The organism is Dermatophilaceae bacterium Sec6.4, from assembly GCA_039636865.1.
In the GTDB taxonomy this organism is placed as follows: Bacteria; Actinomycetota; Actinomycetes; order Actinomycetales; family Dermatophilaceae; genus Allobranchiibius.
This window is the reverse complement of sequence record CP144172.1, coordinates 79309-91786: the sequence shown is the minus strand read 5'-3', so window position 1 is coordinate 91786 and position 12478 is coordinate 79309. Positions and strand designations below refer to the sequence as shown.

Sequence of the window (12478 nt, the reverse complement as noted above, 5' to 3'; positions counted from 1 at the left end):
TCGCGTTTGTGACCACTTCCGCGGAAACTCTTGCCCAGATCCAAGCCGGATACGGTTTCGACGGGGCGGCTCTCGAACTCGGCGCAGCCGTGCTGGACGGGCAGGCCCACGCCGACGTACCGGTGCGGTTGCCATTGTCGATGATGAGCCGCCACGGCCTGGTCGCGGGCGCGACCGGCACCGGCAAGACGAAGACACTGCAGCTGATGGCCGAGCAGTTGAGTGCCCAGGGGGTGCCTGTCTTCCTGGCCGACATCAAAGGCGACCTGTCCGGCATAGCGTCTCCGGGCCGATCCGGGGACAGGATCACGGCACGTGCCGCCGACGTCGGGCAGCAGTGGGTCGCCACCTCCTACCCGACGGAGTTCTACTCTCTGGCCGGACTGGGCAAGGGCGTGCCGATCCGGGCGACGATCACCTCGTTCGGTCCGACGCTGCTGTCGAAGGTGCTGGGACTGAATGCCACTCAGGAGTCGAGCCTCGGGCTGGTCTTCCACTGGGCCGACAGTCAAGGGCTGTCCCTGTTGGATCTGAAGGACCTGCGCGCAGTCATCGCTCACCTGACCTCCAAGGATGGCAAGGCGGACCTGGAAGGACTGGGTGGGCTCTCGTCGGCAACCGCCGGTGTCATCCTGCGCAATCTGATCGCGTTCAGCGACCAGGGCGCGGACGACTTCTTCGGGGAGCCCGAATTCGACACCGCTGACCTGCTGCGGGTCGCGCCGGACGGCCGCGGCGTGGTCAGCTGCCTGGAACTGGCCGCGGTGCAGGACAAACCCGCGCTCTTCTCCACCTTTCTGATGTGGATGTTGGCGGACCTGTTCCACGATCTGCCCGAAGTCGGCGACGTGGACAAGCCGAAACTGGTTTTCTTCTTCGACGAGGCCCACCTGCTCTTCGACAACGCGTCCAAGGCCTTCCTGGACGCCATTCAGCAGACCGTCCGGCTCATCCGGTCCAAGGGTGTCGGCATTTTCTTCGTCACCCAGACGCCCAAAGACGTACCGAGCGACGTGTTGTCCCAGCTGGGCAACCGCGTGCAACACGCGTTGCGTGCCTTCACACCCGAAGACGCCAAGGCGTTGAAGGCGACAGTGCAGACCTTTCCGCACAGCGGCTACGACCTGGAAGAGCTACTCACCCAGCTCGGTATCGGTGAGGCGGTGGTGACCGTGTTGTCCGAGAACGGCGCGCCGACGCCCGTTGCCTGGACCCGGATGCTGGCGCCCCAGTCCCTGATGGCGCCGAGCTCGCAGGAGACGATCGACGCCGTGCTGGGCGCCTCATCCCTCACTCCGCGATACGCCGAAACGGTGGATCGCGAGTCTGCTTACGAGATGCTCAACGCCCGACTGGCCAAGGCACCGCAGGCGCCCCCTGAGCAGGAATCCCAGCCGGTAGCGCCGGCCGGGTCTCGCCCGGCTCCGCGGGCGAATGGCGCCGAGGAGGAGAAGGAAGGTAGGGGGGTCATCCAGGAGGTGACCAGCTCACCGGTCTTCCGCTCGATGATGCGGTCGGCCGGGTCGGCCCTGGGCCGCGAGATCACCCGCAGTCTGTTCGGCACGGCGCGCCGCCGCCGCTGACCTCACCACCGCTGGCGGCACCAGCGCTGACCTCACAGGGTGCCCTCGAGTGCTGCCTTCTCCAGCTCCTGCACCTCCTGATCCGCCACCTTGATCTCGGCGTCGATGTCGAGGTGGCGGGTGAACAGCCAGTAGAGGATGCCGGCCACGGGCAGACCCACGAAGAACGAGATATCGACCGTACCCATGGCCTTTGCGATAAATCCGGTGTAGACGGTCCCGACGACGAAGAACGGTGTCATCGCGACAAAGCCCACCAGATAGGCCACGATCCCGGCCCAGCCCCAGCGGCCGTACATGCCCTGGGGTTTGAAGATCTCGGTAATCGCGTAGTGCCCGCGCCGCACCACGTAGTAGTCGACCAGGTTGACTGCCGTCCACGGGATGAACAGGTAGAGGATCAAGTCCAGGAAGTCGGTGAAGTTGCCCAGGAAGTTGGCCGATGCAGCAATTGCCCCGACCACCGACAGCACAGCCGTCAGCACAACGGTGGCGATCCGCAGACTCAGGGTCGGACGCACTTTTCGCAGCGAGTCCGCGGCACTGATCAAGGTGAGCGAACCGCCGTACATGTTCAGGGCGATGACCGAGATCAACCCCAACGCCGCGAGCATCAGGACAACCACGCCGAAGCCGTTGAAGACCTTGTTGCCGACCTGGTAGAGCTCGGGAATTGCATTGCCGCTGAAGTTCTTGCCCTTCCAGGCGAACAGCACTGCGCCGATGATCATCATCCACGCGCCGCCGACCGCTGACCCGCCGTAGGTCCAGTAGAAGGTTCTGCGGACCGTGACGTCCGGCGGCAGATAACGGGAATAGTCCGACACGTAGATCGCCCAGCTGATCTGATAACCCGCCACGACCCCGAACTGGCCGAGGAAGGGCGCCGCGCGGAACTGTCCGAGCGCGAAGGTGCCGGCCGGGTAGTGCAGCGTGAAGAGCATCACTGTGACGATGCCGAAGACCACGAGCATCGCGTAGGTCAGGAACTGCTCGGCGCGGTGGATCAGGTCGTACCCCACGATCGCGACGACTGCCGCGATGATCGTCACGATGATGTACCAGGGTTTCAGCCACGAGGTGTGCGTGCTCTGCTGCACCGAGTCACCGGCGAGCACCGTGTTGAAGACGTTGAAGCCCGCGTACTGCACGTACGCGAACAACCAGACCAGTAGGGCGCCGACGTAGCCGAACTGTGGTCGCGACTGGATCATCTGCGGAAGGCCCAGCTGCGGGCCCTGCGCGGAGTGGAAAGCCATGAAGAGGGTGCCGATGAGGATGCCGACGACGATGGCGATGATCGACCAGTCCAGGCTCGCACCACCCTCGATGCTGACCAGGCCGACGGTGAGCGTCGCGATCTGGGCGTTGGTCATGAACCACAACGGCCCGAGGTGCCACAACTTGCCGTGCCGCTCGGTGAGTGGGACGTAGTCGATCGATCGAGTTTCCAGGCCGCCGCTACGGGGCTTGGCAACTGGCGTGTTCGTCATATTTCACACTGTGCACCCCGACCCCGGCGTTACCGTTGGGTAATCTATATATCGGCGAAAATGGCTGTCACAGCACGCTATTCCTGCAGATTACCTGATGTGAAGCTGTGCGAATGCAGCAAATTCTGGGAAAGTGCTGAAAGCGGGCGACCGCGCCCCATGGATACCCAGCAGGTCAGGAACAGGTGCGTTTCGGTGGGGGTATGGCGGGCGCGGTTGCCTGCGCGGCGGGCACGAGGGCCTTGAACTTGGTGCTCAGCACCAGGTCGACAGAGGTGTCCTTCCGTCCGTCCAGGACAAGTTTTGAGCCCGCCACTGACAAAGCCACCCGTCGTGCCGCCGGTTCGCCCCTGGCGCCGTAGCGCACGATGGCGATGAGGTCGGGGTTGAAGCTTCCGAGCGGGTCGTTGCCCACCTGATCGGTCTTGAACCCGCGCGCCCGCATTTCTTTGGCGACATCGGTCGCCAGACCGGCGCGCGGGGTCGTGTTGTACACGTTGACGGTCACCGTTGTGGCCGCCGGCGGCGGAAGCGCCGTGAGTTTGAAGGCCGAGCCGAGCACCAGGTCGATCGAGGGGTTGGTCCGCCCGTCGTCGTACAGCGTCGCGTGCGCGACCTGCGCGGCGAGCGTCAGCGCGATTTGGTAACCGCCCGTGCCGTAACGGATCTCGGCGTACTTGGGAACCGGGCGGGGGTTGTCGGCGGATACGGTCGACGTACCGATGACCTTGAAGCCGCGCCACGACAGGTCGGTGGCCACCTTGCCCGCCAACCCGGCGGTGTTGGAGGCATTGATGACATTGAGGTGGATGTACGACGCCGGGATGGTGACTGTCGGGGTGGGTAGGCCTGCGGTCGAGCACGTCGATTTCTTCGCCGGCGCCGGCTGCGCGCTGCAGCCGACCAGGAGCGAGCAGGTCGCGACGACGGCCGCGATGGCGACGGTTCCCCTGGTGCGCATGATGCCTCTGTGACGTGTGTGGCTGAAGTAAACAGGTCGAGCGCCACCAGTGTGCCGGGCATAGCCCCTGTTGTGGGCGGCGGCGCGCCCGCTTTCCCGACCCATGATGAATCTGATTGGAAACAGCCGAGCCGCTGTCGCGGATCGGCTGTCCAACATTGGCGGAGGATAGGGGATTTGAACCCCTGAGGGGTTTCATCCCCAACACGATTTCCAATCGTGCGCACTAGGCCACTATGCGAATCCTCCAGGCGAGCAGAGGTTACCCGCTCGGAGCGTCCGGGTGTGAATCGGTCCAACTGGGCCCGTGGGCCGAGAGTGTCTTAGACTGTTTCACGGTCCTCCACGCGGTGGTACCGCGCCGAACTCCCCCAGGGCAGGAATGCAGCAAGGGCAGGCGTGCTCTTCCAGGTGCGTGGGGGATCCTTTACGTCCGACGGCGGTGTGTTCGGCTGCTGTCGTCGATTGCTGGCGTCACACCCGCCAACCGTCGATCCGGTGATGATCGGGGGAGAAGCCATGGTCGATGCCCCACAGGACCGCCTGGGTACGGCTCGAGACGTCGATCTTGCGGTAGATCGTGCGGATGTAGGACTTCACGGTGTTGGGGCTGAGGAATGTGCGGCGGGCCACCTCGGCGTTACTGAACCCCTGGGTGATCAACGCCAACACCTCTGACTCGCGGTCACTCAGTCCTTCGCCGCGACCCGGCCAGTCCAGGCCGGTGATGGTGCGGCCCCGCGTAGGTGTGCCGTTGACGATGACCTCACCCGCGTGCACCGCCTCCAGGGAGGTGATGAAGTCCCTGGCCGGCAACGATTTCGACAGGTATCCATGCACGCCGAGCGCACTGGCCTGCTCGATGAGTTCTGCTTGGAAATTCCAGGTGTAGATCACGACACGGGAGGCATGCGAACTGGCGAGCAGGACGCCTATCGCATCTTTGTCGGCCTCCGGCTGAGCGAACGCGTCGTACAACACGATGTCGACGTCCTTCTGGACAGGTCGGTTGGTGTCGATCTCGGTCACCACGACGCGGTCGCTGTACTGGTCGATGATCTGCTTGACCCCCAGCAGGACGACGTCGTAATCATCGACGAGCGCGACCGTAATCGGTTGGTGCGGTTGGTTCTTCGGCTCGGCGCCGGACATTTCACCCATGCCTGACGTTAACCCCCCTTAGGGGTGTACCGCTGCCCCCCAAAGGGTGGAAACCTCAAGTAGTCCAGTCAATCGGAGTTCTATCAACTGCTTAGGGAACCTAATGATCGTTCTTGGCATCATCCTCATCGTGCTCGCCCTGCTTGTGGCAAGCGTGAAGTTCCTGCTCTGGGTCGGAATCGTCCTGCTCGTCATCGGCGTAGTCATCAACCTGGTGCCGATCGGTGGGTCTCGGCGACGGGTCTGGTAACCGATCGGCGAGCTCAGAACCCACGGGGGGCTGCGGCTCCAGCCGCGCACCCCGTGCAGTACCGGATCAGTACAACCAAAGATGTCGGCCTAGAGCAGCTGGGCCGACACCGCACGGAAAGAAATCTGTTGCGTTGACCACATCATGCGTCAGTAAACCCCCTACTTCCAGCTCAACGCCGGACGACCTGGTCCGCGATCACATCGGCTTCTCCCGCAGCATCGCCCGCCGTTACGCCCACCGCGGAATTGAGTTGGAGGACCTGCAGCAGGTGGCTGCGGTGGCTCTCGTCCTGGCCGCCGGTCGCTTCGATGCGCAGCTCGGTCACAGCTTCGCCGCCTACGCCGGCGCCACCATCCACGGTGAGTTGAAACGGCATCTCCGCGATCATGGGTGGGCCGTCCGCCCACCGCGCGGCCTCTACGACACCTACACCGATGTGGTGCTGGCCACCCGTGCGTTGGAGCAGTCGATGGCCGATGTGCCGACCGCGCGTGATGTTGCCGATCACCTGGGCATCGACGTGCAACTGGTGCACGAAGCGCGCAAAGTCGCCTCCTGCTACACGGCCGCGTCATTGGACAGCATGCTCACCGAAGATACCGGGCTCTCGATCAGTGATCGCCTCGCTGACCCGCAGCCCTCGCAGATCGATGCCGTGGAGATTCGTCTCGCACTCACCCAGAGCCTGCGGGCCCTCACCCCGCGGGAGCGACTGCTGATCCAGCTGCGTTTCGGCCATGATCTGACCCAACAGCAGATCGGCGAACGACTGGGCATCAGCCAGATGCAGGTGTCGCGGCTGCTGTCCGCGGTCTCGGCCCGACTACGAGCGAGCTTGGCGGAATCCTTCCCCGACCTCGGTGCCACGTGGTGCGCAGCGTCGTGAGCGGTGCGGCGAGGAACGGTCCCTGACGGACCTGACCAATAGAGTGCCCACGTGAGCACCGCCCTTTATCGCCGCTACCGGCCCGAGACGTTCGCCGACGTCATCGGTCAGGAGCACGTCACGCTGCCCCTGATGAGGGCGTTGGAGACCGACCGGGTCAATCACGCTTACCTCTTCAGCGGGCCGCGCGGTTGCGGAAAGACGACCAGTGCCCGCATCCTCGCGCGCTGCCTGAATTGCGAGCAGGGTCCGACCTCGAGTCCCTGCGGCACCTGTGATTCGTGTGTTGCGCTCGCCCGAGGAGGGGCCGGCACGATCGACGTGATCGAGATCGATGCGGCCAGCCATGGTGGGGTGGACGACGCGCGCGACCTACGGGACCGTGCGGCGTACGGTCCCGCCAGCAGCCGCTACAAGATCTACATCATCGATGAGGCCCATATGGTGACCACGCAGGGCTTCAATGCCCTGCTGAAGGTCGTCGAGGAGCCGCCACCACACGTGAAATTCATCTTCGCGACGACCGAGCCGGACAAGGTCATCGGCACCATTCGCTCACGTACCCACCACTACCCGTTCCATCTGGTGCCGCCACAACGCCTCACCGACTATCTGGGGCAGCTCTGCGAGTCCGAGCAGGTTCAGGTCGAGCCCGGTGTGCTCTCCTTCGTCACCCGCGCGGGTGGGGGATCGGTGCGCGACTCGCTGTCGGTGCTCGATCAGTTGATCTCGGGCTCCGACGCCGGCGGCCTGACCTATGCCGGTGCGGCGGCGCTGCTGGGCTTTACCGACAGCGAGCTACTCGACGCCACCGTGGATGCGCTCGCCGCCGTCGACGCCGCAGCAACCTTCCGGCAGGTCGGCAAGGTCATCGAGTCAGGTCATGATCCGCGACGGTTCGTGGAGGACCTGCTGGAGCGCCTGCGGGATCTGATCATCGTCGCTGCCGTCCCCGAGGGGGTCGCTCAGGTGCTGCGTGGGGTGCCAGAGGATCAACTGGAGCGGATGCGCCAGCAGGCTGCAGCGTTCGGAGCCGAAACGCTGACCCGCGCCGCGACCATCGTCAACGCCGGGCTGAGCGAGATGACCGGCGCGACGGCGCCCCGACTACAGCTGGAGCTGATCTGCGCACGGGTCCTGCTGCCGGGTGCCCAGGGTGAGGCGGGGTACGCAGCCCGGTTGGATCGCGTGGAACGTCGGCTGGACATCGAAGGCTCGCCGACTGCCGCGCCCGTCCAGCCCGCAGCGCCGCAGCCGAGCGCTTCGTCCCCGGCTGCGGTGCCGGACCGCGCGCAACCCGCCACTACCGAACGCGCAGCGCCTGCTGAACCTGCCGCGCCGCGACGCGTCGAGCCCGACCACGATGCGACCGCAGTCCGCTCCCAGGGCCGGGACATTCCAGATCGCGCGCCCGTCAAGGGCGCTACCGAGGAGCCGGCGGAGGACGAGGGCAGCCCGCGACGGCAGTCGGCTGCCGAACCCACTCCATCCGAATCCACCCCATCCGGGTCTGCCTCGGACGGACCTGCAACCGACGACCGCCGCACCGACGCACCGGCAACTGGATCTGCGAGCGGTGTATCACGCATCGGTTCCGTCGACACGGACGCCGTACGTCGCGCCTGGCCGGATGTGCTCGATGCGATCGCGCGGATCAGGCGAGTGACCTGGGCTCTGCTCAGCCAGCACGCCCAGGTGCAGGAGTACGACTCCCCGCGGTTGGTGTTGTCACTGAGCAGCGCCGGGCTCGCGTCGACCGTTGAACGCAGTGCGCATCGTGATGTCGTCGCCCAGGCTGTCCACGAGATTCTGGGCATCACGGTGACGGTCCACGCGCACAGCGACACAGGTGCACCGCCGGACCTGTCGAGCCCCGCCGATGTCGGACCCGCCGCCGAGGTCGCAGATACAGTTCCCGACCGCGCCGGCGATTTTGCCCCGGCCACGCAGACCCGGGATGTCGTCGACGAGGTGTTGCCCGCTGAGCACAGAGTGCCGCCACCCGGTCCGGAGGACGCCAACCTCTCCCATGGCGCAGGCAACGATTCCGGCACCACTTCCGATGCTGACTCAGCGCCCGCACGACGTTCCTCGCGCATCCCCGCGCGGCGTCGTCCCGCCCCGGTCGTCGAGCCGGGCGGGTGGGGCGCGTCCGAGGCGCCGGCTCCGGGGTGGGCCCGCGGGCCCGAATCGCCGGTTGCAGCGGAGTCCAACGGCGAGCAGGACGCTGCCCGGCAGGGTGATCCAGCCGAATCGCCTCAGCCCGTACCTGCGGACTACGAGGGTGACGAGGGTTCCCGCGACGACGAGGACGTCGAGGACGCGGGCGAGGTGGGCATCCCTGTGGTGGCTTCCATCCTCGGCGGCGTGGTCATCGAGGATCACCGTGACTGACCGCACTCTCTATCGGGCGGCGAAATCGGTGGTCGCCCCCGCCACCCGGTTGATCATGCGACCGCAGGTGCAGGGCGCTCACAATGTGCCGCTGGACGGTCCCGTGCTGCTCGCGAGCAACCACCTCTCATTCATCGACAGCGTGGTGATCCCGCTCGTGGCACCGCGTCAGGTGCGGTTCCTGGCCAAGTCCGACTACTTCACCGGCACCGGCGTCAAGGGCACGGCGTCGCGGCTGTGGTTCGAGACGATGGGGATGATCCCCATCGAACGCGATGATGCCCAGTCGGCCGCGAAGTCGTTGCAGCTGGCGCTCGATGTGCTGGCTCAGGGGGATGCGTTCGGCATCTACCCCGAAGGCACCCGCTCGCGGGACGGGCGCCTCTACCGTGGCCATACCGGTGTTGCCTACCTGGCACTTACTGCTGGCGTGCCCGTCGTGCCGGTCGGCCTGGTCGGCACCGACCGGGTGCAGCCGCCGGGTGACAACCGTGTCCACCGCGCGCCGTTCACGGTCCGGTTCGGCAAGCCCATCGACCCATTGCTCGGCTATGCCGACATGCCGTCCGGCCGGGCCCGACGTGGGTTGACCGATCACATCATGGACGCGGTCGCTGAGTTGTCCGGGCAGCCCCGCTGTAGTGACTACAACGAGCGACCGGCGACCGCCGACGGGCACGTAGGCTGACCAACTGTGTACGAAGGTGTGGTCCAGGACCTGATCGACGAGCTCGGCAGACTGCCCGGGGTGGGTCCGAAGTCGGCCCAACGTATTGCGTTCCACCTCCTGCAGGCCGACCGTGCCGATGTACAGCGGCTGACCGATGTGCTCTCGGTGGTCAAGGACAAGGTGCGCTTCTGCGAGATGTGTTTCAACGTCTCCGAGGAGGCGTTGTGTCGGATCTGCTCGGACCCGCGGCGCTCCCAAGCCGCTATCTGCGTGGTCGAGGAACCCAAGGACATCATGGCCATGGAACGCACCCGTGAGTTCCGCGGTCGCTATCACGTGCTGGGCGGCGCGATCAGCCCGATCGACGGAATCGGCCCGGATGACCTGCGCATCACCGAGCTGATGCGTCGACTCGGTGCTGAGCCGATCGAGGAGGTCATCCTCGCGACCAACCCCAACCTCAACGGCGAGGCAACCGCCACCTACCTCTCCCGACTGCTCTCGCCACTGGGGATGTCCGTCTCACGACTGGCGTCGGGCCTGCCGGTGGGTGGTGACCTCGAATACGCCGACGAAGTCACCCTGGGCCGTGCCTTCGAGGGTCGCCGCCTGATCAGTGGTTGATCCGGCAGGGGCAGGGAGTGCACCGGCTGAACCGGTAGAGCCACTGGAACCGGTGGAGCCCGACGCTGCCGACATCCCGCGATTCGCAGTGTTGTGCCTCGGGCTGACGCTGCTGGCGCTCGCGGTGCGGATACCGGGTTATGTCCTGCAGCTCTTCGACCCCGACGAGGCGACGATTGCCGATCAGGCGATCACCCTGCGTGACGGGGGCCGCCTCTACATCGACGCTATCGACCGCAAACCGCCGCTGCCGACTTTTCTGTACGAGGGCACCTTTCGGCTGTTCGGCTCGGTCGATCTGCGACCCGTGCACGTGCTCGCGGCGTTGTTCCTGGCGGTGGCCGGTTGCGCCGTAGCCTCCGACGTCGCGTTGCGCAGCAGATCCGAGCGGGTCTGGGCCGGGGTGCTGCTGGTCACCGGCGCCGCGGCCTTTCTGCCGGACAGCGGACAGGGCGCCAATTACGCGCACTTCGCTCTGGCACCCGGTGCCCTGGCCATCGTCTTGGCGCGGCGGCGTACCGCGCTTACTGCTGTGCTGGCTGGGCTCGCGCTTGCCGCCGCCGTCCTGTGCCGCCAGACCTGGCTGATCGGCCTGCTGCCTGCCGCCGTTGCCATCGGTCGAGGTCGTCGTTGGTCGCAGTTGGCGTATTTCGTGGGGGGTTTCGCGGTGGGTGGGGCCGGCCTGTTGCCGTGGTTACCGGCAAGGCAGGCGTGGCACTGGGTTTTCGCGTCCAACGAGGGGTTCCTGCTGGCCGCTCCGAACTGGTCGATGGTCTGGGTCAGTTTTTCCGGCGGCCTTGCACTGCTGGTCGGGCTGCACCTGGTGCTCTGTGTCGGCATCGTCGTGCGCTTACGTCGGGCCGGCTCGCTGCGACGAGCAGTCAGTATCGATATCGACCTGTGGTTGTGGTGGGCAACGGCGACCGTGGCGTGGATCTCAGGTTTTCGGTTCTTCGCGCACTACTGGATGCAGTCCCTGCCACCGCTGGTACTACTCGCTGCCCCGGCGCTCGCGTCGTGCGGTCCGCGGGCCCGCAGAACAGCAGCCGTCGTCCTGGCGGCCACCACGGCTCTGGCCGTCGGTGCCGCGTTTACACCGGGGTCGTTCCGAACCCTGCCCGATGCACGGCCGCTGGCCCGATACGTCGCAGCGCACACCTCGCCAGGTCAACCGGTGCTGGTGTGGGGAAATCTGCCGCAGGTGCAGTGGTTGGCGGATCGACCGCTCGGTGGTGCGCTCGTGCACTCCGATTTCATCGTGGGCAGGTCGGGAAACCGAACCTTCGGTCCGGCCACTTTGGTGAGCGCGACTCCGGGTGCTGCGCGGGCGATGATGGACTCGGTGCAGGCGCACCCGCCCCAGCTGATCATCGATACCTCGACCTCGGACCTGTACGGGTATCGGTTGTATCCGCTCAGTGACTTCCCACAGCTGAACTCGTTCGTCAGCAGCCGCTACCTGAGGACCGCAACGGTGCAAGGCGCGACGATCTACCGACGGCGTTGATGAAGGGTCTGCGCTGAAGAGGCGCCGGGCGTTCAGCAGTAGTCGGGCAGCAGCGGCGCGGGCTCGTAGGCGCCGCGGCCGTGCATCGAACGGTGGATGCCGAAGGCGAGCGCAACGATGGCGGCTCCGGCAATGCCGTCGAGGGCGAAATGGTTGGCGGTACCGATCACGACGATGAAGGTGATCATCGGGTAGATGAGCGCGACAACGCGCACGATCTTGTTCTTGGCCAGGTGGTGGACGGTCAGACCTGCCCACAGCGCCCAAGCGCAGTGCAGGCTCGGCATTGCCGCGAACTGGTTGGAAAAAGATGCGACGGACGCATCGCCCCACGAGCCGGGAGTGCCGAACTGCACCAGGGTGTCGATGAATCCGACACCCAGCAGGCGTGGGGGCGCCATCGGCAGCAGGTAGAACCCGGCCAGCCCGAACAGTGTCGTCATGGCGAGTATCGACCGAATGGAGCGGTAGTAACGCTTCCTGGCGACGTAGAGCCATATCAAGATGCCGGCGGTGACCGGGATGTTGAGGAAGGAGTAGTAGTAGTTCGCGAATTGGGCCAACGCATCATGTGCGGCGAAGAAGTGGTTGACCGACAGTTCGAAGTTGACATGCATCACCTGAGTGAGGTGCAGTACCCGCAGGCCTCTGTCCACCGCGATGATCTCGTGGTCCGGAACCAGGTTGCGAAGACGCTCGTACAGCAGGTCGAAGACGACGATAAGGGCGACTTCGTACCACCACACCGGTGCGCGGTACAGCCGCAGAGCGGACGGAAGAATAGCCCTGTGCCCGACCTCGGGCATGGTCGTAACCAGCCCCGTGGGTCGAATAGCCATCGTGCCAGGATGTCACCCCTGGTCGGCGTTCGCATCTTCAGAGCCCTCTCCAGCGTGTCGCGCTCGTCACACCATCAATGCGCCGGCTGCAGCGTCTTGAAGCGTGG

11 protein-coding genes, 1 tRNA gene and 1 other RNA gene are annotated in these 12478 nt (G+C 65.5%); 8 read left to right on the top strand and 5 right to left on the bottom strand.

What is annotated here, in order from left to right; all coding sequences use genetic code 11:
* Positions 1–8 precede the first annotated feature (8 nt).
* Complete coding sequence (locus V3G39_00520) at positions 9–1583, top strand: helicase HerA-like domain-containing protein (protein ID XAS76550.1); 1575 nt, start codon at positions 9–11, stop codon at positions 1581–1583.
* A gap of 32 nt (positions 1584–1615) precedes the next feature.
* Here V3G39_00520 and V3G39_00515 read toward each other — a convergent pair whose 3' ends face one another.
* The 3 genes from V3G39_00515 to V3G39_00505 form a co-directional block, all read right to left on the bottom strand.
* The gene (locus tag V3G39_00515; GenBank protein ID XAS76549.1) at positions 1616–3076 is read right to left on the bottom strand and encodes a cytosine permease; all 1461 of its coding nucleotides are present in this window, start codon (positions 3074–3076) and stop codon (positions 1616–1618) included.
* Positions 3077–3251: 175 nt separating this feature from the next.
* Entirely contained in the window at positions 3252–4037 is a 786-nt protein-coding gene (locus V3G39_00510; protein XAS76548.1) for a LytR C-terminal domain-containing protein, read from the bottom strand.
* A 159-nt stretch (positions 4038–4196) separates the two neighbouring features.
* Positions 4197–4286: transfer RNA gene (locus V3G39_00505), tRNA-Ser, on the bottom strand.
* Between the two features lie 85 nt (positions 4287–4371).
* Here V3G39_00505 and ffs point away from each other — a divergent pair.
* An RNA gene (ffs, locus tag V3G39_00500) (signal recognition particle sRNA small type) lies at positions 4372–4468 on the top strand.
* Between the two features lie 43 nt (positions 4469–4511).
* Here ffs and V3G39_00495 read toward each other — a convergent pair.
* Positions 4512–5198 carry a response regulator transcription factor gene (locus V3G39_00495; protein ID XAS76547.1) on the bottom strand — a complete coding sequence of 229 codons (687 nt, stop codon included), beginning with the start codon at positions 5196–5198 and terminating at the stop codon, positions 4512–4514.
* 103 nt (positions 5199–5301) lie between these two features.
* Here V3G39_00495 and V3G39_00490 point away from each other — a divergent pair, with 103 nt between their 5' ends.
* The 6 genes from V3G39_00490 to V3G39_00465 all read left to right on the top strand — a co-directional run bounded on the left by V3G39_00490 (position 5302) and on the right by V3G39_00465 (position 11532).
* Entirely contained in the window at positions 5302–5448 is a 147-nt protein-coding gene (locus tag V3G39_00490) for a hypothetical protein (protein ID XAS76546.1), read from the top strand.
* A gap of 133 nt (positions 5449–5581) precedes the next feature.
* Positions 5582–6337: a sigma-70 family RNA polymerase sigma factor gene (locus V3G39_00485; protein ID XAS76545.1), complete on the top strand. Its 756-nt coding sequence runs from the start codon at positions 5582–5584 to the stop codon at positions 6335–6337.
* Between the two features lie 51 nt (positions 6338–6388).
* Complete coding sequence (locus V3G39_00480; protein ID XAS76544.1) at positions 6389–8731, top strand: DNA polymerase III subunit gamma and tau; 2343 nt, start codon at positions 6389–6391, stop codon at positions 8729–8731.
* Positions 8724–9419 carry a lysophospholipid acyltransferase family protein gene (locus tag V3G39_00475; protein XAS76543.1) on the top strand — a complete coding sequence of 232 codons (696 nt, stop codon included), beginning with the start codon at positions 8724–8726 and terminating at the stop codon, positions 9417–9419. The genes V3G39_00480 and V3G39_00475 overlap by 8 nt, the downstream gene beginning before the upstream one ends.
* 6 nt (positions 9420–9425) lie before the next feature.
* Entirely contained in the window at positions 9426–10025 is a 600-nt protein-coding gene (gene recR / locus V3G39_00470; GenBank protein ID XAS76542.1) for a recombination mediator RecR, read from the top strand.
* 52 nt (positions 10026–10077) lie between these two features.
* Complete coding sequence (locus tag V3G39_00465) at positions 10078–11532, top strand: hypothetical protein (protein ID XAS76541.1); 1455 nt, start codon at positions 10078–10080, stop codon at positions 11530–11532.
* Between the two features lie 32 nt (positions 11533–11564).
* Here the strand turns inward: V3G39_00465 and V3G39_00460 are convergent, their stop codons facing one another.
* Complete coding sequence (locus tag V3G39_00460; GenBank protein ID XAS76540.1) at positions 11565–12371, bottom strand: phosphatase PAP2 family protein; 807 nt, start codon at positions 12369–12371, stop codon at positions 11565–11567.
* Positions 12372–12478 lie beyond the last annotated feature (107 nt).

Coding starts and splice junctions, on each gene's coding strand:
- V3G39_00515 (XAS76549.1), bottom strand. CDS start 3,076: ATGACGAACACGCCAGTTGCCAAGCCCCGTAGCGGCGGCCTGGAAACT.
- V3G39_00510 (XAS76548.1), bottom strand. CDS start 4,037: ATGCGCACCAGGGGAACCGTCGCCATCGCGGCCGTCGTCGCGACCTGC.
- V3G39_00495 (XAS76547.1), bottom strand. CDS start 5,198: ATGGGTGAAATGTCCGGCGCCGAGCCGAAGAACCAACCGCACCAACCG.
- V3G39_00490 (XAS76546.1), top strand. CDS start 5,302: ATGATCGTTCTTGGCATCATCCTCATCGTGCTCGCCCTGCTTGTGGCA.
- V3G39_00460 (XAS76540.1), bottom strand. CDS start 12,371: ATGGCTATTCGACCCACGGGGCTGGTTACGACCATGCCCGAGGTCGGG.